Source organism: Massilia rubra, from assembly GCF_011682065.1.
Classification (GTDB): domain Bacteria; phylum Pseudomonadota; class Gammaproteobacteria; order Burkholderiales; family Burkholderiaceae_D; genus Telluria_A; species Telluria_A rubra.
This window is the reverse complement of sequence record NZ_VUYU01000018.1, coordinates 71,434-98,269: the sequence shown is the minus strand read 5'-3', so window position 1 is coordinate 98,269 and position 26,836 is coordinate 71,434. Positions and strand designations below refer to the sequence as shown.

The following is a 26,836-nucleotide window of genomic DNA, read 5'->3' as shown; positions in this document are numbered from 1 at the left end:
GATGTGGGCGGCCATGCGGGCGAAACTCCAGGATGAAGGGGGATGGGCGGATTGGCAACGGCATCTTACCCGAAGTTGCGAACTTGCCAAGCAGTCAGCGCCGCTCGCGCCACCACAGCGGCAGCAGCGCCGCCGCGAACAGCAGCGCGAACGGCCACGCCGGCAGCGGCACCGTACCCGCCGCCACGGCAGCCGGCGTACGCGCCGCGTAACGCGCAGTAGCCTCGCGCCGCTGCGCCTTTTGCCACAGGGGCCAGTCGGCCTTCTCGTACACGTACAGCTTGCCCGTGACGGGCTTTGCGCCCTGGGTTTCCATCGCCAGCCAGCCAGCCTTGCGCGGCCACACGGCCACGCAGGAGGCGTCGGCCTTGTCCGGGCGGCGCTGCCAGGCAAGCGTCTGTTTCAATTCAGGGAAGGTGACGTTGCCCTGCACCCCGAGCGCGCACACTTCCAGGCGCCGGCCGGGCAGCGGCATCTCTTGCGGATCGAGCCAGGCCACATCCTGCGCGCGCTCGACGCCGGCGTGGTCGAGCACACCCTGCCACCACAGCGCGAGCGCCTGCGGTTCGCTGATGGCATAGCGGTGCCAGTCGGCCACGCCAAGCCAGACGATGCGGCCCTTTTCCCACGGCCGCGTCCAGATCCTGTCGCCAGCCGCACGCCACGGGCCCAAGGCAGTCGAGGGATTGAGCGGGGCCGAGGCCAGCGCCAGCGGGACGCCGGACGGCCTGGCCTCGGCCTGCTCGCGCAGTTCGAGCTGCAGCGCGCGTGACCATACCTGCTTGTCCTCGGCGTTGGCCGCCAGGATCACCAGCGGCGTACCCGCCGCCACCTGGGCCAGCAGCGCCGTGCGCGCAGCGTCACCCACGCGTTCCACGTGGGCGGCATCGGCCACCAGCACATTGGGCTGCGTGAGCGCCGCGCGCGCGTTTTCGCTACGGGTCACCGTTTTGCCCAGCACGACCTGCCAGTCGAGCGCCGCATGGCTGTTGACCAGCAGTTCGTTGAGCGTGCGCGCATCGAACGACGGCGCGCCAAATCGCCCCACCACTTGCAGCGGCATCGGGGCCGACACCGAAAACGGCACCGGTCCCTGCGCCATCACCTTGCCGCTGGCGTCGAGCACGCGCGCGCTGAGCACCAGCGTTTCGGCCACCGGCGGCAGCCAGTGCACCGTCAGGGCCGCGCCGTCGCCGGCGACGTCCGCAATCACCTGCTTGTTCTCGGCCAGCAGTTGCAGGCGCCAGCTCGATGCCTGGCTGCGGCGCACGGTCAGCGCGAACATGCGTCCCAAGGTCAGCTCGCGCGGAAAATCGAGGTGCAGCACTTCGCTGGCCGGTGCTTCCCACAGCAAGGGCCGCGCCGGCAGGTCGCGCCACTGCGCGGCGGACAGGCCGTCGCCGCTGAGCCGCACGGCCGCAGCCTCATTCAGGTCGATCGCTTCGGCGTCGGCATCGATCGACAGCGTTCCACCCACCCCCGCCGGCAGCCTGAAGTCGCCGACCATCACGCCCAGCGCCGCCGCAGCGACAAGGATCAGCAAGGCGTCGAGCCACTGGCGTCGCCACAGGTAGACCGCGGCGCTGCCGATGCCCATCAAGAAAATCAGGCCGGCAGCGATCATCGTGGGGCTTCCTTGCGCAGCGCGCGCGTGAATGGGGTTTGCGGGGTGGCTTTGGCCTGTAACAGGACCGGGGCCCGGGTGATGGCGCCGCGCAGCCAGGCGCGCAGCACCGGGCGGCACGCGACGCAGCCGTCCGCCACATCCTGCACAGCGCGCTGCGCTTCGAGGCGCTGCTCGTCGCTGGCGATGCGCTCGCGAATCCACTCGTGCGCGCCACGGCTCCACAGGGCGGGCAAGGCGCCATCGCCATCGAGCGCTTCGATCAGGCGCCGCACCTCGTCGGGAATCGGCACGGCCGCCGTGGCCTGTTCGCGCCGGTAGCTTTTGGCGCCGACAACGTCGCCGGTCATGCGGATCTCTTCCTTGAGCGGCGGCGGCACAAAAGCGGTCTTGTGCAGGTAGATGCGGTCGGCCTGCTGCAACTGCTTGATCGCTTCAAGCGCCTTGTGTTCGGGCGCCAGCGCGGTTTTCGGCACGATCGCGCGCAGGGCTTTTTCGGCGTCCCACATCGCACCCAGGGCGCGCCGCAGGATCTTCTTGGTCGACTCGTCGAACAGGGTCGCGCTTTCAGCCTGGTCGTGCATGTGGCCGAATTCGGCCACCACGTCGTGTTTTTCATGATCGTCGTGATGCTCTTCGCCGCCGAACAGGGTCGACTCCTCACCGAGGAACTGGCCGTAGCGGCGCCGCAACTGGGCCTGGTCGTCGGCGATGGACTCGCTGCGCGCGCGCACGGTAGCCGGGTTCATGCCGGGCGTGGCCTTCAGGTCGGCCAGCAACTGCTCGGTGTCGATGATGATCTGGCGCTGGCTGCGCAGGTTCTCGGGCTTGACCAGCATCGGCTGGGCCGACGAGTCGTCGGTTTCTTCCACCGGCCCTGGCAGGCGCAGGGTGTAGGTGGGCGAGACGGTGGTGTGCGCCCGTTCGGCATTATCGGTCGCGCGCACAAAAAAATACAGTTCGTCGCCGGGCTCCATGCCCAATTCGGCCAGCGTCCATTGCTTGTGCCAGTTACGCGTGCGCGGGTTGCTTGATTCGGGCAGCGGCAGTTCGCGGTCGCTGAAGCGGATATTCTCGCCGCTGCCGCGCGCCAGTGTCAGGTGCAAGGTGGCGCGCCGCACCTGGTAATCGTCATGCACCGCCAGCGTGATGGTGGCGCTGGCGGCGTCGGGCGCCAGCGTGTGAATCATCTCGCGCGGTGCGGACAAGGTGACTTCGGGCGCCTGGTCGGGAATCACGCGCAGCTTGTAGCGCGCGCCGCGCCAGCGCCAGAACACCGACTCGGTCGCACTCCAGCGCGCGCATTCACGGCCGATCTTGAGCGACTGGCCGTCGCTCAGCTCAATCGGCGTATCGACCGGCTGCGGCGCCCGCAGGCACCATTCGACGACGCTATGCTCGGGCACCTGCAGCTCACGCGGTGCGCCCTCGGACCGGGCGACGCCGGTGTATTTGGGCGGCGTCACGTGCACGGTAATCTCGCTGGTCTGCTTCGCAATCAGGGCTTTGACTTCGTGCGGTGTGGGCGGTGCATCGCGCACCTGGCGCCACGCGAACAAGGCCAGCGCCGCGCACACGCTTAAAGCGACCCAGCGCGCATCGAACCGCACGCGTTCCCTGGCGATGGCCGCCAGCACGTCGTCGGTAAGCGTGGTGGCCAGGCGCGCCAGCAGGCGGCGGCGCTGCAGCTGGCCGATGGCGCTGGTGGCGCCGGCCAGCAGCGCGGTGCTGTCTTCCAGCGCGGGCACGGTGGCGTCGATCCAGCCGGTCCAGTCGCGCTGCACGCGCGCGCGCAGGCGCCGGCAATCCCATGCCGCCCAGGCGCTCCACACCACGATGCCTGGGACCGAGAGCAGCAGCACCCACGGCAGGATCGCCGCGATCCACAGCGGCGCGCGCCGGCGCGTGGCGGCAAACTGCAACTGGCCGAGAATGTCAGCGTCGGCTTGCATGGGCCAGTATCCGTTCCGTCGCAAAAAGGCCGAGCAGCACGAGCGTGAGCAGATAGCGCAAGGCGCCGCTGGACTGTGCTGGCGTGGCCGTCGCCGTGGCGGCGATGACTTGCGGCGACATCGTGTAGGGCAGCGGCGCGTAGTGCAGTTCCTGCCAGGTTTCGAACAGGCGGCGCGCCGCGTCCGGCCCGGCGGGCGGCCATGCGCCGGAGGCCCAGACGCGACCGCGCGCGCTGCCGGCGTAGCGAATGCCGTCGACCTGCGCCGCCTTTTCCAGTTCCGGGAACGAGGTCGTGTCGCCAGCCCACCAGAGCGGCGCGCGCAGGCTTGCGGGCGGCGCTTGCGGCATATCCCAGATTACCAGTTCGGCAATGCCTTGCGGCGCCTCATCGACTTTGTAGCGGCGCGGCCCATCGAGCGCGGTGAACATGGCGCGCCACTGCGCCGCGCGCTTGCTGATGATGACCACGCGTTGTTCGGTCTGCGCGAACGCCGGCGCCTTGCTGCGCACCTCGATCTGGTGGCGCGAGCGTGGCGGCGCGGCCGGCATCGGCACGTTACCGAGCACCAGCAGGCGCGAATCGGAGCGCCATTCGCGGTCGTGGCGCGCCAGCCAGGCCAGCGGATCGCTGCCGGGCACCGCGATCCAGCTGGCGTCGTAAAAGCCGGCCTGCTTGATCTGGCGCTCGGCCCAGTCGCTGTCCGTACCGGCCGCAATGAGCACCGCGTCGCGCCGCCACGGCAGTACCAGGTCGGCCAGCCAGGCAAGTACGGCGATGATCAGCAGGCAGCGTGCGAGCAGCAGCAGGCGCTCGGTCCAGCGCCACACGCGCAGTTGCTGCGGATCGGTGCGCGGCAGGAAGCGCGCGGTGGCCAGCGGCTCCTGGCGGATGCGCTGGCGCCGCTGGCGATGCCACAACATCGGCAGCGCCAACAGGGCCAGTCCGAGCCACCACAAGGTATTCATGCGCGTGCGCCCCGGCGCAGCCAGGTACGCAGCACGGCGGGCAGCGGCTCTTCGATGCAGGCGGCCAGCAGCGGCAGGTCGTTATGGCGGCATTGCGCCAGCATGCGCTCGACGTGTTCGTCGCGGTTCTTGCGATAGATGCCGACCGTATCGGGAGCGAAGCGGAACACGCCGTCGGCGTTCTCGGGATCGCGCCAGATGGTGTCGAGCGCAAAGCTGGCGTCGCACTCGGCGCGCGTTTGCAGGCACAGAAGGCGCACGTCGTGGCGCATGCGGCGCAGGCGCAGCAGGGCTTCGGCCTGGCTTGACGGCCAGTCCAGGAAATCGCTGGCGGCGAACACCAGGCCGGGCGAACGCACGAACGGCATGCTGGCGCGCAGGGTCTCGCTATCGGGCAGCGCGCCGCCGGCTTCGATGCGCTGCAATTGCGCCAGCACGCGCTGCATCTGGCGCGGACCGCGCGCGGCGGGCGTGAACTGCACGCGCTCCCCGCCGCAGATGACCAGCCCAAAGGCGTCGCCCTGGCGCTGGGCGATGGCGGCGATGCAGGCCAGCACGGTGCGCGCGTACCAGAGTTTATCCAGTCCCGATACACCGCTGCGGCTCGGTTCGGCCATCGATGCGGTGGCATCCAACCAGAGCCAGACCGCCACATGGCTGTCGCGCTCCGCTTCGCGCACGTAGTAACGGTCGGCGCGCGCCAGCAGCTTCCAGTCGATGCGGCGCCATTCGTCGCCCGGCGTGTAGGCGCGGTATTCGGAAAATTCGACCCCGGCGCCGCGCTCGCGCCCCGCATGGATGCCGTGACCGAGCCCCGCCAGCACATGGCGGATGATCAGGTTCAGGTCATTGGTGTGCGCGAGCAGCGCGGACGTCGACAGCATGCGATGGCTAATCCTTGTCGGCGCGGATCTCGGCGCGCAGGGCGAGCAGGATGTCGGCAATCGATACGCCGTCGGCCTCGGCCTCGAAATTGCGCAGCACACGGTGCGCCAGCACCGGCAGCAGCATGGCGCCGATGTCGTCGCGCGTGACGGCCAGGCGCTTGTGCATCAGCGCGCGCGCCTTGGCGGCCAGCACCAGCGCCTGCCCGGCGCGCGGACCGGCGCCCCAGCCGACATGTTTGGTGACGGCGGTAACACGCGACTCCTGCGGGCGCGTGGCGCGCACCAGGCGCGTGGCGTAGCGCAGCAGATGTTCGCCGATTTCGATATCGCGCACCAGCTTTTGCAGGCGCAGCAGGCCGTCCACATCCATCACCCGGGGCGCGTCGGCGAGACCGGCGTGGGTGGTGCGCGAGATCATCATCATCTCTTCATCTTCGGTCGGGTAACCGACGTCGATGCGCAGCAAAAAGCGGTCCAGCTGCGCTTCCGGCAGCGGGTAGGTGCCGGCCTGCTCGATCGGGTTTTGCGTGGCCAGCACAAAGAACGGCTTCGGCAAGGTGTGGGTGACGCCGGCAAAGGTCACCGCGCGCTCCTGCATCGCTTCGAGCAGCGCCGACTGGGTCTTGGGCGGCGCGCGGTTGATTTCGTCGGCCAGCAGCACCTGCGTGAACACGGGACCGCGCTGGAAGCGGAAGATGCGCTGGCGCGTCTCCTGGTTTTCTTCAAGGATCTCGGTGCCGATAATATCTGACGGCATCAGGTCGGGCGTGAACTGCACGCGCTGGAATGTGAGGTCGGTGGCTTGCGCCAGCGACTTGACCAGCAAGGTCTTGCCCAGGCCCGGCACGCCCTCGACCAGCGCGTGGCCGCCGGCCAGCAGGCAGATGACGAGCGACTCGATCACGTCGTCCTGGCCGATGATCACTGTCGACATGCTCGCCTTGAGCGCGCCGATTTTCGCCGTCAGGTCGGCGATTTCATTCTCTTCCCAAGCTACTGACACTGTCACGCTCCCAAAGCATACTGAATAATATTGACCGCAAAGCGGGTGTTGTCGACCACCAGCCAGCGTTTGTTGCGGAAGTCGTAATCCCACTCGCAGCCATAGTCCTTGTTCGAATACAGCACGCGCACGCGCCCGTTGATGTCGATCGCCTTGAGGTAGTCGTGTACCAGGTCGTCGCCCCAGCCATTGAGCTCATTGCCGGTGTTGGGCGGGCCGTCGAACTGGAAGAAGCTCGAATAGATCGGGTGGTTGTTGGGGATTTTCTTCAGCGCTTTCGGGCCGAAGATGCGCGCCAGTTCGGCCTCGAAGGACTTGGCGAACAGGCCGTCGATGTCGTGATTGCAGTCGTCGACGAACACGAAGCCGCCGCCACGCACGTAGCGCTCGAAGTTCTTGCGCTCGGCCGGCGTGAACTGCACCAGCTTGTGCCCGGCCAGGTAGCAAAAGGGGGCCTCCAGCATCTTGGCGTCGGACAGCGCAATCACCCGCTCGACCGGATCGACGCGCAAGGTGGTGTACTCCACCAGCGAATTGAGCACGTTGCTGGGCATGCGGATATCCACGTCCCAGTCGCCCGACTCGTACATCAGGCGCGTGAAGTAGAAGTCGTAGCTGCGCATCGTCCGGCCCCGCCTTACACCGCGTCCGACAGCGACGTGAAGTTGAAGTCGCGGATCTTCATCGGCGGGATCATCATCTGGAAGTTCATGCCATCGCCGCCGAGAATCTGCGGCTTGCCCAGTTCATCGAGATTATTGAGCATCGAGACCGGGCTTTCGTTAAAGCGGAAGTTCTTGACCGGATGCTTGATCTTGCCGTTTTCGACGTAGAAGGTGCCGTCGCGCGTGAGCCCCGTGAGCAGCAGCGATTGCGGATCGACGTCGCGGATGTACCAGGTGCGGGTGACGACGATGCCCTTCTTGGTCGAGGCGATCATCTCGTCGAGCGACTTGGACCCGCCCGCCATGATCATATTGCCGTGACGGCCGCGCGCCTTCATCTTTTGCTTGTTGGCCCAGAACAGCGAGTAGTCGAGCGAGACGATCTTGCCATTCTTGATGATGTCGGTGCGTTCGCGCGGCAGCATCGATTCGGTGTCCCATGGGCGCACCGGAACATCCTTGTTCCATGGATCGGCCCAGACGTTGACCTGCTCGTCGAAGAGTTTTTCGCCGAGGCGGTTGCCGCCGCCTTTTTTCGACAGGAAGCTGCGGCCCTCGTCGGCGCGGCGCGCGTCGAACGCGCCGAACATGCGCCCGACCAGGTCCGATGTGGCGGCCGGCTCCAGGATCACCGTGTAGCGGCCCGGTTCCAGCGCCCTGGCGTCGACCGAACGCAGCGCCTTTTCGATCGCCACGGCGGACGCTTCGCGCGCGTCGAAATTGCGCACGTCGTTGGCCGAACGGGTCACCCAGCCGGAGCCGCGGCCATCTTCGGTGCGCGCGGTGCAAGTGAAGCTGACGTTGGTGAATTCGTGGTGGCCGAACACGCCATTCGAATTGGCGATGGTTTCGAAACCGGTGTTATCGACAAAGAAACCGGCCGTCACCAGCTTGTTCTTGCGCCCCGCCAGAATGCTGTGCGAGGCGACATCGGCGCGAAATTCCGGATCGATGGCGGCAGTCTCGCGCGCAAACGCGTTCGACGCCTTGTATTCCTGCTTGCCGATGGCGGCGATGAATTCGGGGTTTTCAGGCGCCAGGCGGGCCACGTCTTCGGCGCGGCGCACGGCTTTTTCGAGCGACTTATCGTCGAACTCATTGATCGAGGCGGTTCCCTGGCGCTTGCCGAAGGCCACGCTCACCGTCATCTGCATGTCTTCGTTCAGGCCCGCGGTCGACACGCTGTTTTGCGCGTAGCGGATATTGCCGGTGCGGGTGCCGTTGATCGCCACGCGGCATTCGTCGGCCTTGGAAAACCCGAGCACGCGCTCGCACATGCGTTTTGCTTCTTCCTGGTTCAACTGTTTCATGCTGCGCTTTCTCCTTAGCCGATCTTGCGAGCGGTGTTGATGACGTTGATGCCGTTAAAACGCGTAGTGCTCGATCCGTGCGACACCGCGCTGACCTGGCTGGGCTGCCCTTTTCCATCGAAGAACGAGCCACCCATGCGCCAGTCGCGCTGGTCGCAAATGGCGCTGCACGCGTTCCAGAACTCCTGGGTGTTGGACTGGTAGGCCACGTCTTCCAGGGGACCGGTGATCTTGCCGTTCTTGATCTCGAAGTACAACTGGCCGCCGAACTGGAAGTTGTAGCGCTGCTGGTCGATCGAGTAAGAGCCGCGTCCGAGGATGTAGATGCCCTTCTTGACGTCCTTGACCATCTCGTCGGGCGTGAGGCGCTCCTGGCCGGCTTGTAGCGACACGTTCGGCATGCGCTGGAATTGCACGCTGTTCCAGCTGTCGGCGTACGAACAGCCGTGCGATTCTTTTTCACCGATGATGTGGGCCTGGTCGCGCGTGGCCTGGTAGTTCACCAGCACCCCGTTCTTGATGATGTCCCAGCGCTTGGCGGGCACGCCTTCGTCGTCGTAGCCGACCGCGCCGAGAGAACCGGGTTCGTTTTTGTCGGCGATGAAGTTAACCCTGTCGGCGCCGAACTTGAATTGCCTGGTCTTCCATTTATCGAGCGTGGCGAAGCTGGTGCCGGCGTAATTGGCCTCGTAACCCAGCACCCGGTCCAGCTCCGTCGGGTGGCCGACCGATTCGTGAATGGTCAGGAACAAGTGTTCGGGCGAGAGCACCAGGTCGTACTTGCCCGGTTCGACGGTTTTGGCGCCCAGCTTTTCGCGCGCCTGGCGGCCGGCGGCGCGCGCATCTTCCACCATGTCGTAGGACTTGGTGTAGAGCGTGGCGACGCCGCCAGCGGCCTTGATCTTGTCGGCCGGGCGGGCGTCGAAGTACTCGTAGCCCATGCCGGCCGGCGAGGCCAGGCCGTCGCGGGTGCGGAATTTGTTGCTGGTCTTATCGACGGCGGTCGCAGTCAAAGGCGCCCACAGGCGATGGATGTCCTGGTCGATGTAGGAGCCGTCGGTGGAGGCGAAGTACTTTTGCTGGTTGACCTGGAACAGGGTCGAGGTCATGAAGCTGGCGCCCGCGTCCAGGCCGGCCTTGTTGGCGGCGATGAGCATCTCGGCCTTGTCCTTGATGGGGACCGTGCGCCAGTCGCGGGTGAATGGCGTGGCCCATGCCACTTCGCCGACGCCCTTGACCGGCGCCATTTGCAGCGGCTCGCTTTGCAGCTTGCTGTTGGCGCGGGCGATGGCTACGGCCTGGCGCGCGGCGGCGGCGATGCTGTCCGGCGACATGTCGTTGGTCGAAGCGAAGCCGTAGGCGCCGTTGGCGATCACGCGCACGCCCACGCCGGACGACTCGGTGTTGACGATGTTTTCCACGTTCAGGTCGCGCGTGGTGATGAACTGGTTCAGGTAGCGGCCGATGCGCACGTCGCAGTAGGTGGCGCCGGCCTTGGTGGCGGCGTTCATGGCGGCGTCGGCCAGCGACTTCTTGAAGGCGATGGCGACCGGATTCATTAATTCTTCGGCCGCGATGGCGTTGCCGAAGACCGGGACCAGAATGGCGCCTGCGGCGCCGCTGCTGATCTTGAGGAAGGTACGTCGTTCCACTGTTTGCTCCTGCTAGTACGAATAGGTATTACGTGTAACGGTCGATTCGGTCGTTTGGGCCGCTACACTTAGAACCGTCTTTCCCGCGAAGGCGGGAATCTAATTTTGTTGAACGTCCTGTGGCTATGGCACGAAATTGGGTTCCCGCCTGCGCGGGAACGACGGTTTGTTGGCCGGTGGCCGAAACAATGAAGTCCGTATTTACACCGCGTCCGACAAAGACGTAAAGTTAAAATCCCTGACCTTCATCGGCGGAATGAGCATCGAATACGGCACCTCGTCGCCCGCGATCACCTGCGGCTTGCCGATCGCCTCGATATTGTTCAACATCGTCACCGGGCTTTCGTTAAACCGGAAGTTCTTGATCGGATGCTTGATCTTGCCGTTCTCGATATAGAAGGTACCGTCGCGCGTCAGGCCGGTCAGCAGTACCGACTGCGGGTCCACCTCGCGGATGTACCAGGTGCGCGTGACCAGCACGCCCTTCTTGGTACTGGCGATCAGTTCCGCCGTCGATTTGTCGGTCCCGCCCATGATCATATTCCCCGGCGCGCCAATGGCGCGCACGCCTTTCTTCTTGGCCCAGAACAGCGAATAGTCGAGCGCCGACACCTTGCCGTCCTTGATCAGGTTCATGCGCTCGCGCGCCAGCATGGTGTTCACATCCCATGGCAGTACCGGCACGTCCTTGTCCCACGGGTCGGACCAGATATTGACCTGCGCGTCGAACAGCTTGTCGCCCAGGCGCGTACCGCCGCCCTTCTTCGACAAAAAGCTGCGGCCCTCGTCGGCCTGGCGCGCGTCGAATCCACCGAGCATGAAGCCGATCAGGTCCGACGTGGCGGCAGGTTCCAAAATCACCGTGTAGCGGCCCGGCTCGAGCGCCCTGGCGTCGACCGAGCGCAGGGCCTTTTCGATCGCCACGTCGGACGCTTCGCGCGCATCGAAGCGCGCCACGTCGGTGGCCGAGCGTTTTACCCAACCCGACCCGCGCCCGTCTTCGGTGCGCACGGTGCAGGTGAAGTCGACGTTGGTTTCTTCCTGGTGGCCGAACACGCCGTTCGAATTGACGATGGTCTGGAACGCATGGCTGTCGGTGAAAAAGCCCGCGCATACCAGCTTGTTCTTGCGGCTCGCCTCGATGCTGTAGGCCGCCGTCTGTGCGCGAAACTCCGGGTCGATGGCGGCGCTGGCGCGGCTGAATGTCTCGGACGCCTTGAACGCCTGCTTGCCGACGGCCGGCATGAACTCCGGGTTTTCCGGCGCCAGGCGCGCCAGGTCCTCGGCGCGGCGCACGGCTTTTTCGAGCGACTTGTCGTCGAATTCGTTGATACTGGCGGTGCCCTGGCGCTTGCCGAAGGCGACCTGCACCACCAGCTCGGCGTTGTCCACCAAGCCGGCCGTGGAGACGTTATTGCGCGCGTAGCGGATGTTACCGGTGCGCCCGCCCGAGACGCGGACGGTGCATTCGTCGGCCTTGGACAAAGCCATCACACGCTCGGCGATACGCTTGCTTTCTTCTTGAGTCAACATTTTCATGTGCGGTCCCCTGGCTTAGCCGATCTTGCGTGCGGTGTTGATGACGTTGATGCCATTGAAGCGCGCCGTGCTCGAGCCGTGCGACACCGTGCTGACCTGGCTCGGCTGGCCTTTGCCGTCGAAAAAGGAGCCGCCCATGCGCCAGTCGCTCTCGTCGCAGATGGCGCCGCAGGCGTTCCAGAATTCCTGGGTGTTCGACTGGTAGGCCACGTCCTCCAGTGGCGCACCGATCTTGCCGTTGTTGATTTCGTAGAACAGCTGGCCGCCGAACTGGAAGTTGTAGCGCTGCTGGTCGATCGAGAACGAACCCGCGCCGACGATGTAGATGCCCTTCTTGACATCCTTGACCATCTGGTCCGGCGTGAGCTTGGCTTTGCCGGCTTGCAGCGAGATGTTGGGCATGCGCTGGAACTGCACGCTGCTCCAGCTGTCGGCGTACGAGCAGCCGTGCGATTCTTTTTCGCCGATGATGTGGGCCTGGTCGCGCGTGGCCTGGTAGTTGACCAGGATGCCGTCCTTGATGATGTCCCAGCGCTTGCCCGGCACGCCTTCGTCGTCGTAGCCGACCGCGCCCAGCGAGCCTGGCGCGGTCTTGTCGGCGACGATGTTCACGCGCTCGGAGCCGTACTTGAATTTCCTGGTTTCCCACTTGTCGAGCGTGGCGAAGCTGGTACCGGCGAAATTGGCCTCGTAACCCAGCACCCGATCGAGTTCGGTCGGGTGGCCCACCGATTCGTGGATCGTCAGCCACAGGTGCTCGGGCGAGAGCACCAGGTCGTATTTGCCCGGCGCGACCGACTTGGCGGTCAGCTTTTCCTTGGCCTGGCGCCCGCAGGCGCGCGCGTCTTCAATCAGGTCGTAGGAATTCTTGTACAGGGTGCACACGCCCCCGGCGGCCTTGATCTTGTCCTCGGAACGCGCATCGAGGTATTCGTAGCCCATGCCGACCGGCGTGGACAAGCCCTGGCGCGAGCGGAACTTGTTGCTGGCCTTGTCGACGGCGGTGGCGAACACCGGCATCCACATGCGGTGCACGTCCTGGTCGATGTAGGAGCCGTCGGTGGAGGCGAAGTATTTTTGCTGGTTCACCTGGAACATCAGCGACTGCATGAAACTCGCGCCGCCGTCCATGCCGGCCTTGTTGGCGGCGATCAGCAGCTCGGCTTTTTCCTTGATGGGGACCGTGCGCCAGTCCTTCTTGATCGGGGTGGCCCAGGCCACTTCGCCCACGCCCTTGACGCTCGCAAGGCGCACCGGTTCGGATTGGAGTTTGGCGTTGGCCTTGGCGATGGCGACCGCCTGGCGCGCGGCGCCGGCCACCGCGTCGGGCGACATGTCGGAAGTGGCGGCAAAGCCGTAGGCGCCGTTGCAGATGACCCGCACGCCGACGCCTGCCGATTCGGTATTGGTCACGCTTTCGACGTTCAGGTCGCGCGTGGTGATGAACTGGTTCAGGTAGCGGCCGATGCGCACGTCGCAGTAGCTGGCGCCGGCGCCGGTGGCGGCGCTGAGGGCCGTGTCGGCCAGGGTCTTCTTGAACTTTGCTGCAAGGGGATTGAGTAATTCTTCAGCGGCGATGGCGTTGCCGAACACCGGCACCAGCATCGTGCCCAGTGCGAGCCCGCTGATATTGAGAAAAGCACGTCGTTCCATAGTATCTCCTGACAATCACCACGAAGGGAGCGTCCCGCCGCACTGCGCGAGCGCTCTTTGTTTTTCTGCTCACCCGGGCCATGCCGATCGCTGGCCTGAACCAAAAAATCAACAGGAACCTTACCAGCAAAATGGCGAAAAGAATACGCAAAACTTATGCCATTTCCTAAGTGCTTGATTCGCGATTCCGCGAGTGTCCGGCGGACGCTGTCCGCACTGTCCGGAGCACTGTCCGCTCGCTCTGGCGGACAGTATGTACATATGAAATTCGGCTTGACCTTCAAGCGTGCATACTCGATCATCGCGCTAGTTGGCGATATTGCATCGCCCCCGCAGTACTCACCGATATCGGAGACGACAACATGAAACGATTGATCCTGGCCGCGATGCTGGCCGCAGGCATGGCCGGCGCAGCCCACGCCGACGACGCACTCAAGGCAGCTATCGCCAACACCGAGCGCACCCCTGCCAACGCCGCGCGCGACAGCGCCCGCCATCCTTACGAAACGCTGACCTTCTTCGGCATCAAGCCGACCATGACCGTGGTCGAGCTGTCGCCGGGCGGCGGCTGGTACACCGAAATCCTGGCGCCCTACCTGCGCGAGAAGGGCAAGCTGATCGCCGCCGGCGAGTCGCCCACGTCGGCCAAGGAAGGCGCGCGCAAATACGCCGCCAACCTGACCAAGAAGCTCGAATCGAAACCGGCCATGTTCGACAAGGTGCAGCGCGGCGTGTTCGAAGTGCCGACCACGTACGACTTCGCCAAGCCGGGTACGGCCGACCTGGTGGTCACCTTCCGCAACATCCATAACTGGACCGGCAACGGCGACGACAAGGTCAAGGAGATCTTCAAGAAGGTCCACGAGAGCCTGAAACCGGGCGGCGTGTTCGGCGTGGTGGAACACCGCGCGCCGGCCGGCAAGGCGCCAAACCCGGACAGCGGCTACGTACAGGAAGCGTACGTGATCAAGATCGCCGAAAGCGCCGGCTTCAAGCTGGCCGCCAAGTCGGAAGTGAACGCCAATCCCAAGGACAAGGCTGACCACAACAAGGGCGTGTGGGCACTGCCGCCAGTGCTGGCCAATAAAGATGTCGACCGCGAGAAGTACATGGCAATCGGCGAAAGCGACCGCATGACGCTCAAGTTCGTGAAACAGTGATTCGTCTCTCCCGCGAAGGCGGGAGCCCAAGTACTTCATGCGTCTCCGCAAACGCCGATAACTTGGGCTCCCGCCTGCGCGGGAGCGACGCAGGGCCGCTGGAATGGCGCGCCGCGCGCGTGTATGATTAACGCTCGCCGCCCTTCTCCCAACCAGAAATTACCCAATGAACATATCGCGTATCGCCGTCGCCGTCGCCCTTGCCGCGGCAAGCCTGCTGGCCCATGCTTCACTGGCCCAGGCAGCTCAGGACGTCACGAGTGGCTCGACACCGGCCGCACCGGTGGCCGCCATTCCCGCCAACCTCGAAAATTCGGTGGTCAAGGTGTTCGCCTCTTTGCGCCGCCCGGACCCGTACAAGCCATGGACCAAGGCCTCGCCGCTGGAGGTGACCGGCTCCGGCGTGGTCATCGACGGCAAGCGCATCCTCACCAACGCCCACGTGGTCGGCTACGCCAGCCAGGTCCAGGTGCAGGCCAGCCAGGCCGGCGGCAAGGTCTCGGCCACGGTAGTGGCGGTCGCGCGCGGGATCGACCTGGCCATCCTCAAGCTCGACGACGAATCGTTTTTCGACACCCATGCGCCGGTCGCGCGCGCGAGCGTGCTGCCGGATGTGCGCGACCAGGTCTTCGCGTACGGCTACCCGACCGGCGGCACCTCGCTGTCGATCACCAAGGGCATCGTCTCGCGCATCGAATTTGCCAACTACAGCATGGGCACCACCGGCCTGCGCATCCAGATCGACGCCGCCATCAACCCTGGTAACAGCGGCGGCCCGGCGATCGCCAACGACAAGATGGTGGGGCTGGCCTTCGGCGGCGCCGCCAACACCCAGAACATCGGCTACATCATCCCGAACGAAGAAGTGGACCTGTTCCTGCGCGATGTCGCCGACGGCAAATACGACGGCAAGCCCTCGCTGACCGACGAAGTGCAGACGCTGGAAAACCCGGTCCTGCGCGAATTCCTCAAGCTCGATAAAGACGTCGCCGGCGCCGTGGTGCAGCGCCCCAACCAGAACGACGCGGCCTATCCGCTCAAGGAATGGGACGTCATCACCCACATCGGCGACTCGCCCATCGACAACCAGGGCATGGTCAAGCTGGGCGCCAACCTGCGCGTGCGCTTCCAGTACCGCGTGCAGCAGGTGACCAAGGATGGCGCGGTGCCGCTGACGATTGTCCGCGCCGGCAAGAGCATGAACGTCAAGGTGCCGGCGGTGGGCGGGCGCAAGCTGCTCATTCCGGACCTGAACAACGGCTATCCGTCGTACTTCATCTACGGCCCGATCGTGTTCTCGCGCGCCAGTACCGACTTCCTGGCCTTCCTCAGCTCCAGCGTCAACGTCATGGCGGCGGCCAGCTACATCGCCAGCCCGCTGGTGACGCGCCGGGGCGATGCGCCGACGCCGGAGCGCCAGGAACTGGTGGTGGTCAGCTCGCCCTTCTTCCCGCATAAATCGGTAAGCGGCTACTCCAACCGTTTCGGCTCGGTGATCTACTCGGTCAACAAGGTCCCGGTACGCAGCCTGGCCCACATGGTGCAGCTGCTGCGCGACTCGAAGGACGACCTGATCGTGATCCATTTCGACCAGCGCGGCGGCGAGACCATGGTGGTGCGACGCAAGGAGATGGTCGATGCGACCGAAAGTATCTTGTCCGATAACGGCATCCGCCTGCAGGGCAGCCAGGACATGATGGACGTCTGGAACCGCAAGTAAGCCACCTGTCAAACCTGTGAGGCGGGGCGCATTGCAAATGATAATGATTCTTGTTATCATCTGACACCCGCCAGCAAGTGTCCCTGCCCGACGCCATCGCGTCGCCAGGTCCGAGAGCCAGCCTGACACTCTCCGACCTGGACCACCATGATCACTTCGACCCCGTTGCCGGCACGCGCGATTGCGCGCCGGCCTGCCGCACCATCGCGCCGCCTTGTCCACACCACCCTCAACGCGGCCATGCTGGCAGTGCTGGGCGCCGGCGCGGCGCATGCGCAAGGCCCGCGCGAGCCGCAGCAATTGTCCGGCATCGTCGTCACGCCCTTGCGCGAGAAAGCGCCCGATGCGCTGCAAGGCAGCGTGACCGTCATCAGCGCCGAGGAACTGGCGCGCCGCAACGCCGGCGACATGAGCGCCATCGCGCGCTACGAGCCGCTGGTGTCGGTGCCGGCCGCCTTCAGCGGCAGCGGCAGCGTGTGGGATGGCGCGGGCAACACCGGCTTCAATATCCGCGGCGTCGAAGGCAATCGGGTCAGCCTCGATATCGACGGCATCGCCCTGCCCGACGCCGCGCCCAAGCCGGACGGCACCGCCATGAACACCTTCGGCATCGGCCGTGACTATTTTGACCCGGCCATGTTCCGCGAAGTGCGCATCGGCTCCGGCACCGGTCCGGCGGCGGCCGGCACGCCGGGCCTGGCCGGCAGCGTGGCCTTTGTCACCAAGTCGCCGGGCGACTACCTGAGCGACGACAAGCGCAGCTACCTGGCCTATGCGCTCGGATACAGCGCCGCCAACAAGAGCCGCTCGCACAGCCTGACGGGCGCCGCGCGCATCGGTGCCCTCGACGCGCTGGCCGTGGCCGTGCACCGCAGCGGCAAGGAGCTTGAAAACAAGGGCAGCGTGACGGAAAATCCGGACGACTGGGATTCGAACGCGGTGCTGGCCAAGTTCCAGTGGACGCCAGTGCGGGGCCAACGCATCGGCCTGACCCTGGACGGCTACGAGCGCGATAACGCGCGCAGTTACGTCAACAAGACCGGCGGCCTGTATCCGGACGGCGTGCTGCAGGATTCGCACACCAAGCGCACCCGGGTCAGCCTGGAGCACCGCATGAGCGGCGCCACCAATGGCTTCTTCGACACACTCGAAAGCCGCCTGTATGTGCAGGACGCCAGCGTGATTGATCGCACCCGCGCGCGCTACATCACCGGCAACCAACCGTACCTGCGCAATATCGATACCGGCTACTTCAACAAGAGCGCCGGCGCGGGCGCCGACGCCACCGTCAAGCTAGGCGACTCGCTCAGCCTGGCCTACGGCGCAGCCTGGGAGCAAACCGAGACGCGCCGTCCGTGGCTGGAAGACCGCACCGTCGTCGCCACGGGTGCGCACCAGTTCACGATGAAGAACCGCATGGCCGACATGGACAGCGACAAGGCGAGCGCCTACCTGCGCGGCGAATTCGGCTTCGCGCTGGGCGGCTACAAGGCCACGCTCACGCCAGGCCTGCGTGCCGAATACCGCAAGCTCACGCCCAAGAACCTGGGCGGCTACGTGGTCGCCGTGCCATCGGCGGCCGGCGAGATCAAGACCGAGAGCGACGCCTACGCCACCCCGAGCCTGAACCTGTCGGTCGCCTTGCGCGACGACCTGTCGGTGTATGCCCGCATCAATCGCGGCGCGCGCCTGCCGACGGCGGCCGAACGCACCGGCACCTACGACTCGTTCAGCTACACCGGATCGGGCGTCGGCTACGCGGTCCTGGGCAATCCGAACCTCAAAAAGGAAACCAGCCAGGCGTTCGAGGCAGGCGTGAAAAGCAGCCCGGCCAAAGGTATGCAGGTCAGCGCATCGGTGTTCCGCACCGAGTACAAGAACTTCATCGACTACGTGGCGCAAGCGCCGGACCCGGTGAACTACCCGACCGTCACGCGCGGCCTGTACCGGCCGGAGAACAACGGCAGCGCGCGCACCTGGGGCGGCGAAGCGTCGCTTCGCGCGGAACTGGGTACGTGGACGCCGGCGCTGGCCGGCTACAGCGTTGCGGCGGCCGCCGGTGTCTCGCACGGCAAGGCGCGCGACAGCAGCACCGGCAAGGAAGGCGAACTGGCCTCCACCCTGCCGCGCAAGGCCAGCGCCACCCTCGCCTACGATGCGCCGGGCGATGCCTGGGGCGTTTCGCTGAGCGCCGTGGCAACCGCCGGCAAGCGGCCGGCCTCGGACACCATCGGCGACACCAGCGTGGCGCGCTTCCGGATCGCCGGCGCCACCGTGGCCGACCTGGCCGCCTACTGGAACATCGGCAAGAACGTCAAACTCAACGTTGGCATCTACAACCTGGGCGACAAGCGCTATTGGGACTACGCGACATCGCGCTCGCTGGCCGCAGGCGGTGACGCCGCCACGCTGGCCGACATCGAACGCCAGACACGCCCCGGCCGCAATGCCGCGGCCATGCTGACGTTCCAATACTAACCACTCTTTTTCACCACCCGGAGACTTTCATGAAACGCTTACGCACCCTTCCGCTGGCCATTGCCGGCGCCCTGCTTGTGCTGGCCGGCCACGCCGGCGCCGCCACCCTGACCGAGCGCTGGAGCCTGCTCCGCGCCGAACAGCCCAAGGTGATGATCCGCGACGCCGCGCGCACGCTCGGCGTATCCGAAGCCGACCTGCTGGCGACTGGCATCGGCAGCACCGTCACGCGCCTGCGCAGCGACGGCAACGACCCGCGCGAAATCATGCGCCGCGCGCTCGACCTGGGCACCGTGCTGGCACTGACGCGCAACGAGAATGGCGTGATCGAACGCACCGGCGTGGCGACCAAGGTCAAACCGCAGCCCGACGACGATAAAGAGGTGGTGAAGGATGAAGAGCGCGAAGCGCGCCAGCGCAACATCGCCGGCGGCTACCTCGGTGGCGAGATCGATCTGCGCTTCACCTTCTCGAAATGGAAGCATGCCTTTGCGGTAGCGCAGCCGGGCGCCGACGGCGTGGTCAAACGCAGCCTGCAGTTCTTCGACGAGAACGGCGTCGCGATCCACAAGATCTATCCGAAAGACGCCGCCGGCGTGGCCGTGTTCGACAAGCTGGTGGCCGACTTCCGCCACCCCGATCAGAACGCCGCGCTCAAAGTGGCTGCGCGCGCGCCGAAAGCGGCCGAACTGGCCGACAGCAAGGTCGATGTCAAGGAATTCCAGCAGGCCTGGAATGAGATGAGCGACGTACACCAGTTCAACCGCCTGCTGACCGAATTCAAGATCACGCGCGAACAGGCGATGCGCCTGGCGCCGGCCGGCATGGTGCAGCGCCTCAAACCCGAAGCGGTACGCACCCTGCTCGACGAAGCGGCCAAACAGCAGCTGCCGATCATGTCCTTCCTCGGCAACGGCGCGCTGATCCAGATCTTCAGCGGCAAAATCACCAAGACGGCGGCCAGCGCGGGATGGTACAACGTGCTCGATCCGGCGTTTAACCTGCACCTGCGCGACAGTGCCTTCAAGAGCGGCTGGGTGGTGCGGCGCGCGGGCGTGACCTCGGTCGAGTTCTACGACAACGAGGGCGAACAGGTGGTGAGCTTTTTCGGGGTGCGCGAACGCGGCCAACCGCAGCCGAAAAGCTGGGTTGACCTGACCGCCGCACTGCCGAAGGGATGAGCGAAGCTTACTTCGCGTCCTTGACGTCCTTCTTCTTCGCGGGCGTGAACAGCAGGTCCGCAAAGTCGTAGCTGAAATCGGTCTCGGACGACACCGGCGCCATCTTCATGCGTTCGATGCTGCCGTCCGGGTTCAGCGAAAACGTGACGTAAGCGTCGGCGTTGAAGTTGCGCTCCTTCCAGCGCACGATGAAGGTATCGTGCTGGAAGTGCTCCAGTTCCCCGGTCAGGTCGGGCGTGCGGGTAAAGCTCATCACCCGCTTGCCGCCGGCCGGCTTGATGGTCACCGCGCCGTACCAGGCGTCGTTGTACTCGCCGTCGTAGGCGGCCAGCGGCAGCGACGGGCGCGAGGCGGCGGCGCGGGTGGCGCTGGCCGTCTTCTGTTTCGCCAGGTCCTTGTTGCGCATCTCGGTTTCCACATCGCCGATCAACTTGATCCAGTCGCTCGGCGCCGGATTGAGGGAATCACCGAGATAATGATCGAGCAGGCGATACTGCAGCGACGTCATGGCCCCGCCGCTTTCGGCATTGGTCAAAATCGCGATGCCCAGCTTCGCTTCCGGCACCATCACCACGCGCGAATAGAAGCCCTGCAGCGCGCCGCCGTGCAAGGCCAGCTTGCGGCCCTTGTAGTCGCGCAGCTGGAAGCCCAGGCCATAGGCGAAGAAGTTCGGCCTGGTGGCCGCCAGCGTCGGTTTCGGCTCGCTGATTTTCATCGGCGTTTGCGCGGTCCACATTTCGCGGCTTTGCGCCTCGCTGAACAAACGCGCTTCCTTTCCCTGCGCATCCTTGGGCGCCCCCGCGATGGCGCCGCCATCGAGCAGCACCGTCATCCAGCGCGCAATATCCTCGGCGTTGGTGTTGATGCCGACCGCGCCAACGGCGTTCGGCACCGGCAGCGCGCGCACCGCAGCGATCTTGCCATCGATTTTGCTGTGCGGGGCCGACACGTTGGCGTTGCCCGCATTTTCGGCCAGGCTGGTGGTGGTCGTATTCATCCCCAGGGGTTTGAGGATGCGCTCGCGCACCGCATCGCCCCACGGCTTGCCGGCCTTTTGCGCGATGATCTTCCCGGCCACGATGTACAGCAGGTTATCGTAGGCGTAGCTGTTGCGAAAACTCGTTGCGGGCTTCACGTAGCGCAGCTGCCCGATGATTTCGTCGGTGGTAAAACTCGTGGTCGGCCACCACAGCAAGTCGCCGGCGCCCAGCCCCAGGCCGCTGCGGTGCACCAGCAGGTCGCGCACCGTCATCTCGCGGGTGACGTAGGCGTCGTACATCTGGAAGTCGGGCAGGTGCTTGATGACCTTGTCGTCCCATTCCAGCTTGCCCTCGTCGACCAGCATGGCCAGCGCGGCGGCGGTAAACGCCTTGGAGTTCGAGGCCACCTCGAAGATGGTCTTGCCGTCGACCGGCGCCGGTTCGCCCAGCTTGCGCACGCCGAAGCCGCGCGTGGCCACCACCTTGCCATCCTTGACGATGGCGATCGCCATGCCTGGAACATCGAAAGTCTTCATCACGCGCGCGACATCGGCGTCGAGGTCATACGCACGCGCCGGCGCGCTGGCCGCGCCTGGCGCCGCTGGTGCCGCTGGCGCCTGCGCGAGGGCCGCAACACTGCTGAAGGCCAGCAGGATCGCTGCCGCAATACGGTTCATATGGAGCACAGTATCGGTCCTCTTATTTGCCTGCCATTTTTTTATCGACGCCGACCTGCGTGGCCGGGTGATAGCGCGCGCGCGCCTTTTTGTAGACCGACTCCGCAAAGACCTTGTCGGCCGGCTTGGCGCGCAGTGCGGCGTATAGCGGCAGCACGAACTTCTGGCGGCCCACGCTCATGAGGAAGGCTTCGAGCGGCATGCGCACATCGGTGTAGCCGGCGTTAATCGACGCGCGGAAGAAGCGGAAGGCCACTTCGTTATTGGTGCTCTTGGCGAGGTGGAAGGCCTGGTCGAGTTCCTTGAGCTGGGCGGCCGTGGCCTTGTTGTCGATATCGTTCAGGAACTTCATCCACTCGGTGGAATTCCATTTTTTGGTATCGAGCCTGGCGGTTGGCGTGGCGCCCGACAGCCAGCTGGCGCGAGTGGCATCGAGTGCGGCCAGGCGGGTCGAAACCACGCGCTTTGCGCTGGCCGGAATGCCGGAGCCGTGCAGCCACTCTTCGAGTTCGGCCTCGCTCAAGAGCTTGGGATTTTTCGCCAGCAGGTTCTTGCGCAGGTAGGCCACGAACTGCTCGGTGGTCACGCTCTGGAACGCATGCTGGTCGAACCAGCCGCGCAGGAAGGGATCGAACACCGTGCGGCCGGCGCGCTGCTCCAGGGTGCGCAGGAACCACGCGCCTTTCGGATAGGCCAGGCCTTCATCGGTGTAGTTGGCCGACGAGGTGTCCGGGTCCTTGGTCAGCAAGGCCTGCTTGGCGGTCGGGATGGTGGCCAGCGAGGCGATGGCTTCTTCCTGCTCGAGCTGCAGGTTCATGTCCGCCACTTCGGGGCCGTACAGGGATTCCAGGATGCGGGTGGTGACGTAGGTGGTGAAGCCTTCGTTGAGCCACCAGTGCTTCCACGACGCGTTGGTGACCAGGTTGCCCGACCAGCTGTGCGCCAGTTCATGCGCGATCAGGTCGACCAGGCTGCGGTCGCCCGTGATCATGGTCGGCGTGAGGAAGGTCAGGCGCGGGTTTTCCATGCCGCCGATCGGGAACGACGGCGGCAGCACCAGCATGTCGTAACGCCCCCAGCGATAAGGGCCGTACAACGATTCGGCGGCGGCGACCATTTTTTCGGTATCGACGAATTCATAGGCGGCCGCGCCGATGCGTTTTGGCTCGGCGTAGACGCCGGTACGCGAACCGAGTGCGCGCACGTCGATTTCGCCGATGCCGATGGCCAGCAGGTAGGATGGAATCGGCTGCGGCATCTTGAAGTCCCAGCCGCCCTTGCCGGTGGCATTGAGATCGTTATCGGCGCTCATGACCACGCGCAGGTCCTTGGGCGCTTCGATGTGGGCGCTGTAGGTGAAGCGCACGGCCGGGGTATCCTGCAGCGGCACCCAGGAGCGTGCCTCGATCGTCTCGGACTGGCTGAACATGAAGGGGCGCTTGCCCGACATGGTCTGCACCGGCGCCAGCCACTGCAACGCGGTGGCGGTCGGCGAGGTGCGGTAATAGATGCGCACTTTTTGAGGCTGCGCGGGCAGCGCGGCCAGGTCGATGTGCATGGCCTGGCCTTTTTCGGCGTCGGCCTTGTCGAGCGTGTGGCGCACGGTGACCCACTTGCCGTCGGAGTCGAGCGCCTGGACCTTGGAGATGGTCAGCGCGCGCGTATCGAGATCGAGGATGCGCGCCGACTTATCGACCCAGTTCAGGGTCAGTTCGGCGTGGCCGGACAGCGTCTTCTTCGCGAAATCGGCCTTCAGGTCCATGTGCAGGGCACTGGTTTTCACCTGGTCGTAGCGCGCGTAGCTCAGGGGATCGAGGGCGTACGCGTGGGCGCTAAGTTGGCAGAACACGGCGCAGGCGGTGGCGCGCAGGAGGGTCGATGTCTTCATGGTTTTTCCGGGTCGGTGGCATGTGGATTGGCGCAGGCAGAATATCACTTCCGCCGGCCGCGCGAAAGCGCGCAGGCGCGTATTGACGGGCGCCGTGGTGCGCGCAGCCACACGGGTGGCTCTGTTATGATCCGCGCTTCCCCTTAGGATCACACTGTATGGACGCCTTCCTTGTATCAACGGGCATCGTCGCCCTCGCCGAAATTGGCGACAAGACGCAGCTGCTGGCATTTCTGCTGGCGGCCAAATTCCGGCGGCCGGTGCCGATCGTGCTGGGAATTTTGGTGGCGACGCTGGCCAACCATGCGTTTGCGGCGGCGGTAGGGGCGTGGGTCAGCACCCTGCTCGGACCGAACGTGATGCGCTGGGTGCTGGGCGTATCGTTCCTGGCGATGGCCGCGTGGACGCTAGTGCCCGACAAGCTCGATGACGACGAACAGCCGGGATTGGGACGCTACGGCGTATTCCTGACGACCCTGATCGCATTTTTCCTGGCCGAGATGGGCGACAAGACCCAGATCGCCACGGTAGCGCTGGCGGCGCGCTACGAATCGATGGTGGCGGTGGTGGCCGGCACCACGTTCGGCATGATGCTGGCGAATGTGCCGGCAGTGTATTTCGGCGAGCGGATTGCCAACAAAGTACCGTTAAAACTGGTGCACGGCATCGCCGCCGCCATTTTCGCGGCCCTTGGCATCGCCACCCTGCTGGGCGCCGGCGCCCGCTTCGGCTTCTGAATTCCTACCAAATTCCCCCTCCAACTCCTACAACCGGGGTCTGACCTCTGATTCGAAACATTTCCTAATGAACCGTTGGGAAACTGAGGACAGTCCCCGATTGTGCGAGTTGTGATGGTTTTTCGGCTTAGGGCTGACCCGCTGACGACATTTCGTTGCCTAACGGAGGTCTGAACTCAGCTAGGCAACGAAAAAGTTTCGAATCAGAGGTCAGACCCCGGTTGAGGGGGTTATTGCTTTTGGTTATTGGGTCGTGAGGGTGACGTCGTCGATCAGGAAGCTTGTGGGAATCGTCGAGCCTTCCACGCCTTCGAAGTAGATCCGCACCGTTTGCCCTTTGTAGGCGCTCAGGTCGAACGTCTTTTGCACGTAACTCGTTCCCTTGTTCAGGTTGGAGTACGTGGCCAGGGTCGCCAGCACGGCGTTGCTGCCGCTTCTCACTTGTACCTTGAGCTTGTCGTAGGAACTGGTCGTCGTCGTTTCGCTCGAGACCACCTTCAGCCAGAATCCCAGCGTGGCACTCGTCACCGTCGATGGAATCGCGACCTGCTGGTACACGGTATCGGTGTTGGCGGCGCCCTCGCCATTGAGCGCAGCCTTCCAGCTGCCGCCGTGCGCCGCCTGCCCGCCCGAGGTGATCACGCCGCTCGGCGCCACCCACCCGCTCACGCCCGATTCGAATCCGCTATTGGTCAGCAGTTGCTGCTGCGCCGTGCCGCCATTGCTGACGCTGAAACCAAGCGGCGCCGACACCGCGCTGTTGAGCGCGACGTCATACGCCTTGGCCGTCAACTGGTGACTGCCGTTGCTCAGGGTCGCCGAGTCGAGGCTGAGCACGTACGGGGCCGTGGTGTCCGTTCCTTTCAGTACATTGTCCACATAGAACTCGACCCGGCTGATGCCGCCGGCATCGCTCGCCGTCGCCGCCAGGGAAATGGTGCCGCTGGTGCCGCTCTGGCTCGCGCTGACCGTCGGCGCGGTGGTGTCGCCGCCGCCGCCCGCCGTCTGCGTGACCCAGATCGGGGCCGACCACAAGATCTTGCCGTCGTCCTGCGTCACTTTGGCGTAGTAAAAGTGCTCGCCGAGCGCTGGGGTGATGGTGGTGTCGGCCGTGCTGGCCAGCTGGCTGACCGTGCCCTTGCGCCCCGGCACGCCTTCGACGATCGATACCGTCGACGCCACCCTGCCGCTGCTGCTGGCGAAGTTGGCGATCAGCTTGAGCGGGCCGCTGTTGGTGAAGCGCTCGCCCATGACCTTGCCATTGCCGGTGAGCACCAGTTGCGAGGTCTTGTCCATGGTGGCGAACACGCGCCGCGCCTTCAGCGCCTCGATAAAGCTCGCTTGCGTCAGTGGTGTGCCGTTGGGAATCAACACGCCGGTGCGGTTGGTGTACGAGGCTCCCCAGTTGGCGCAGTGATTATCCTGATTGGTGGAAAAGGCGATGTGAAAGCCCGCCTCGAGCGCCTTGTTGCAGGCGCCTTCGAAGCTGCTGCGCCCGGTTTCGGTCTCGCTGATGTTGGTCGAGAACGCCGAGGTATTGAGCACTTCGCACAGCGCCATGGCGTGGTCGCCGTCGGCGCTGTAGCCGAGCGGCACGCCGCCGACCAGGAATTGCCCGCTCGACGAGGGATGGTTGAACTGCCCCACCCAGCCGCGCTGGCGCATCAGGCTGTACAGGCCGCTGTAGTCGCCCTTGGGCGTGAGCGTGTCGCCGATCAGTTGGCCGCTGCTGTTGAGCTCCCACTGCAACAGTTCCGGCGTGTTGAAGATGTTCAGGTGCCCGCCATTGTTGATCACGCCCCATTCGATGCCGTACACGCCCAGGAAGTCGGGATTGGCGGTGTTGAAATCGGCCGCGGCCGTCAAACCCGACTGGAACAGCGCCTTGGCCGTGGCCGGGCTGGCCGAGGTGTTGGTGCCATCGGAGCCGTCGAACATGTGGTTGTGCTCGGACGTCATCAAGATGTCCAGCCCCTTGTTGCGGGCGTACGCGTACGCGTCGGCCGGCCCGAAGGCGGCGCTTTGCGGTGCTTGCGAGCCGCTGCAACTGCCGATGGCCCCGCCGCCGTCGCTGTGATTGGTCTGGCTGTGCAGGTTGGCAAAATAGATGGTGTACGGCAGCGAACCCGGCGCTGGCGTGGCCATTTGCACGGAAGACAGTTCGCCCGCCTTGCCATTGACCTTGTTGGTGGGCAAAGCGCGGAAGGCCGGCATGGCGGGCTGGACGGTCTTGCCGATCGCCAAGTCCCAACCTTGTTCCACCATCTCATCGGCGCCGGCCGCCAGCAGGCGCTCCACGGACTCAGGCGACTGGTCCGGCGCGCGGCCGCGCTCGGCGGCATCGTTGGAGACGGCTTGCATGCGCACCTGGTAGACCCCGTCCGGCAGGCCGGCCCGCCCCGCCCAGCGTACCTTGACATCGACCGGCTTCTGGAACATGCGCTGCACGCCGTGCCATTGCTGGACCACCTGGCCCGATGGACTGAGCAGCTCGAGCTTCCAGCTCACCTCTTGCAGGCGCTCGACGTGCGGATAGTCGAAGGCGAGCGTGAAGGTACGCGCCGCGCTGGCGGCCGCGTACGGCACATGCAGGGTGGCTTCGAATTCCTGATGGTCGGCTTCGGACGCCATGACGGCGTGGCTGGCGGACAGGGCCAGGGCGATGGCGAGGGGGCGGAACAGCTTGAACGTGGTGAGGTGGCGCATGGGAATCCCGTTAACATGAATAGGTACAGACAACTGAATTCTCGCAACTATGCATGA

The 26,836-nt window shown here is 65.1% G+C and carries 18 protein-coding genes; 5 read left to right on the top strand and 13 right to left on the bottom strand.

Annotated elements, in window-relative coordinates; translation table 11 throughout:
* Positions 1–94: 94 nt before the first annotated feature.
* The 10 genes from F0185_RS23445 to F0185_RS23400 form a co-directional block, all read right to left on the bottom strand.
* Positions 95–1,624 (bottom strand): hypothetical protein, encoded by a 1,530-nt coding sequence (locus tag F0185_RS23445; protein ID WP_167228566.1) that lies wholly within the window; start codon positions 1,622–1,624, stop codon positions 95–97.
* On the bottom strand, positions 1,621–3,576 hold the full coding sequence (locus F0185_RS23440) for a DUF4175 family protein (RefSeq protein WP_167228564.1): 1,956 nt from the start codon (positions 3,574–3,576) through the stop codon (positions 1,621–1,623). Before F0185_RS23440 ends, F0185_RS23445 begins: the two co-directional genes overlap by 4 nt.
* The gene (locus F0185_RS23435; RefSeq protein ID WP_167228562.1) at positions 3,560–4,543 is read right to left on the bottom strand and encodes a BatA domain-containing protein; all 984 of its coding nucleotides are present in this window, start codon (positions 4,541–4,543) and stop codon (positions 3,560–3,562) included. The genes F0185_RS23440 and F0185_RS23435 overlap by 17 nt, the downstream gene beginning before the upstream one ends.
* Positions 4,540–5,427, bottom strand: coding sequence for a DUF58 domain-containing protein (locus F0185_RS23430; RefSeq protein ID WP_167228560.1), 888 nt, complete (start codon positions 5,425–5,427; stop codon positions 4,540–4,542). The genes F0185_RS23435 and F0185_RS23430 overlap by 4 nt, the downstream gene beginning before the upstream one ends.
* A gap of 7 nt (positions 5,428–5,434) precedes the next feature.
* The gene (locus F0185_RS23425) at positions 5,435–6,433 is read right to left on the bottom strand and encodes an AAA family ATPase (RefSeq protein WP_370664057.1); all 999 of its coding nucleotides are present in this window, start codon (positions 6,431–6,433) and stop codon (positions 5,435–5,437) included.
* Between the two features lie 2 nt (positions 6,434–6,435).
* Positions 6,436–7,056 carry a DUF4159 domain-containing protein gene (locus F0185_RS23420; RefSeq protein ID WP_187362627.1) on the bottom strand — a complete coding sequence of 207 codons (621 nt, stop codon included), beginning with the start codon at positions 7,054–7,056 and terminating at the stop codon, positions 6,436–6,438.
* A gap of 14 nt (positions 7,057–7,070) precedes the next feature.
* The gene (locus F0185_RS23415; protein ID WP_166895234.1) at positions 7,071–8,408 is read right to left on the bottom strand and encodes a TldD/PmbA family protein; all 1,338 of its coding nucleotides are present in this window, start codon (positions 8,406–8,408) and stop codon (positions 7,071–7,073) included.
* 14 nt (positions 8,409–8,422) lie between these two features.
* A complete protein-coding gene (locus F0185_RS23410; RefSeq protein ID WP_167228558.1) occupies positions 8,423–10,060 on the bottom strand; it encodes a TldD/PmbA family protein in 1,638 nt (545 codons plus the stop codon).
* Between the two features lie 201 nt (positions 10,061–10,261).
* Positions 10,262–11,599 (bottom strand): TldD/PmbA family protein, encoded by a 1,338-nt coding sequence (locus F0185_RS23405; protein ID WP_167228556.1) that lies wholly within the window; start codon positions 11,597–11,599, stop codon positions 10,262–10,264.
* A gap of 15 nt (positions 11,600–11,614) precedes the next feature.
* Complete coding sequence (locus F0185_RS23400; RefSeq protein WP_167228554.1) at positions 11,615–13,252, bottom strand: TldD/PmbA family protein; 1,638 nt, start codon at positions 13,250–13,252, stop codon at positions 11,615–11,617.
* 362 nt (positions 13,253–13,614) lie between these two features.
* Here F0185_RS23400 and F0185_RS23395 point away from each other — a divergent pair, with 362 nt between their 5' ends.
* From F0185_RS23395 to F0185_RS23380, 4 genes are all read left to right on the top strand, one after another.
* A complete protein-coding gene (locus tag F0185_RS23395; RefSeq protein WP_167228552.1) occupies positions 13,615–14,412 on the top strand; it encodes a class I SAM-dependent methyltransferase in 798 nt (265 codons plus the stop codon).
* Between the two features lie 166 nt (positions 14,413–14,578).
* On the top strand, positions 14,579–16,132 hold the full coding sequence (locus F0185_RS23390; RefSeq protein ID WP_167228550.1) for a S1C family serine protease: 1,554 nt from the start codon (positions 14,579–14,581) through the stop codon (positions 16,130–16,132).
* 147 nt (positions 16,133–16,279) lie between these two features.
* The gene (locus tag F0185_RS23385; RefSeq protein WP_167228548.1) at positions 16,280–18,610 is read left to right on the top strand and encodes a TonB-dependent receptor domain-containing protein; all 2,331 of its coding nucleotides are present in this window, start codon (positions 16,280–16,282) and stop codon (positions 18,608–18,610) included.
* A 29-nt stretch (positions 18,611–18,639) separates the two neighbouring features.
* Positions 18,640–19,791, top strand: coding sequence for a hemin-degrading factor (locus tag F0185_RS23380; RefSeq protein WP_167228546.1), 1,152 nt, complete (start codon positions 18,640–18,642; stop codon positions 19,789–19,791).
* A gap of 7 nt (positions 19,792–19,798) precedes the next feature.
* On the opposite strand, the gene F0185_RS23375 is transcribed toward F0185_RS23380, so the two are convergent.
* Together F0185_RS23375 and F0185_RS23370 are read right to left on the bottom strand one after the other, a co-directional pair.
* The gene (locus F0185_RS23375) at positions 19,799–21,448 is read right to left on the bottom strand and encodes a serine hydrolase (RefSeq protein WP_167228544.1); all 1,650 of its coding nucleotides are present in this window, start codon (positions 21,446–21,448) and stop codon (positions 19,799–19,801) included.
* Between the two features lie 22 nt (positions 21,449–21,470).
* A complete protein-coding gene (locus tag F0185_RS23370) occupies positions 21,471–23,336 on the bottom strand; it encodes a M1 family metallopeptidase (protein ID WP_167228542.1) in 1,866 nt (621 codons plus the stop codon).
* 158 nt (positions 23,337–23,494) lie between these two features.
* Here F0185_RS23370 and F0185_RS23365 point away from each other — a divergent pair, with 158 nt between their 5' ends.
* Positions 23,495–24,073 carry a TMEM165/GDT1 family protein gene (locus tag F0185_RS23365; protein ID WP_166895255.1) on the top strand — a complete coding sequence of 193 codons (579 nt, stop codon included), beginning with the start codon at positions 23,495–23,497 and terminating at the stop codon, positions 24,071–24,073.
* A 243-nt stretch (positions 24,074–24,316) separates the two neighbouring features.
* Here F0185_RS23365 and F0185_RS23360 read toward each other — a convergent pair whose 3' ends face one another.
* The gene (locus F0185_RS23360; protein ID WP_167228540.1) at positions 24,317–26,779 is read right to left on the bottom strand and encodes a CehA/McbA family metallohydrolase; all 2,463 of its coding nucleotides are present in this window, start codon (positions 26,777–26,779) and stop codon (positions 24,317–24,319) included.
* Between the last annotated feature and the right edge of the window lie 57 nt (positions 26,780–26,836).

Bases quoted from the DNA above. Each gene is read 5' to 3' on its own strand.
- F0185_RS23445 (WP_167228566.1), bottom strand. From the start codon at position 1,624: ATGATCGCTGCCGGCCTGATTTTCTTGATGGGCATCGGCAGCGCCGCG.
- F0185_RS23440 (WP_167228564.1), bottom strand. From the start codon at position 3,576: ATGCAAGCCGACGCTGACATTCTCGGCCAGTTGCAGTTTGCCGCCACG.
- F0185_RS23435 (WP_167228562.1), bottom strand. From the start codon at position 4,543: ATGAATACCTTGTGGTGGCTCGGACTGGCCCTGTTGGCGCTGCCGATG.
- F0185_RS23430 (WP_167228560.1), bottom strand. From the start codon at position 5,427: ATGCTGTCGACGTCCGCGCTGCTCGCGCACACCAATGACCTGAACCTG.
- F0185_RS23420 (WP_187362627.1), bottom strand. From the start codon at position 7,056: ATGCGCAGCTACGACTTCTACTTCACGCGCCTGATGTACGAGTCGGGC.
- F0185_RS23415 (WP_166895234.1), bottom strand. From the start codon at position 8,408: ATGAAACAGTTGAACCAGGAAGAAGCAAAACGCATGTGCGAGCGCGTG.
- F0185_RS23405 (WP_167228556.1), bottom strand. From the start codon at position 11,599: ATGAAAATGTTGACTCAAGAAGAAAGCAAGCGTATCGCCGAGCGTGTG.
- F0185_RS23400 (WP_167228554.1), bottom strand. From the start codon at position 13,252: ATGGAACGACGTGCTTTTCTCAATATCAGCGGGCTCGCACTGGGCACG.
- F0185_RS23395 (WP_167228552.1), top strand. From the start codon at position 13,615: ATGAAACGATTGATCCTGGCCGCGATGCTGGCCGCAGGCATGGCCGGC.
- F0185_RS23390 (WP_167228550.1), top strand. From the start codon at position 14,579: ATGAACATATCGCGTATCGCCGTCGCCGTCGCCCTTGCCGCGGCAAGC.
- F0185_RS23385 (WP_167228548.1), top strand. From the start codon at position 16,280: ATGATCACTTCGACCCCGTTGCCGGCACGCGCGATTGCGCGCCGGCCT.
- F0185_RS23380 (WP_167228546.1), top strand. From the start codon at position 18,640: ATGAAACGCTTACGCACCCTTCCGCTGGCCATTGCCGGCGCCCTGCTT.
- F0185_RS23375 (WP_167228544.1), bottom strand. From the start codon at position 21,448: ATGAACCGTATTGCGGCAGCGATCCTGCTGGCCTTCAGCAGTGTTGCG.
- F0185_RS23370 (WP_167228542.1), bottom strand. From the start codon at position 23,336: ATGAAGACATCGACCCTCCTGCGCGCCACCGCCTGCGCCGTGTTCTGC.
- F0185_RS23365 (WP_166895255.1), top strand. From the start codon at position 23,495: ATGGACGCCTTCCTTGTATCAACGGGCATCGTCGCCCTCGCCGAAATT.
- F0185_RS23360 (WP_167228540.1), bottom strand. From the start codon at position 26,779: ATGCGCCACCTCACCACGTTCAAGCTGTTCCGCCCCCTCGCCATCGCC.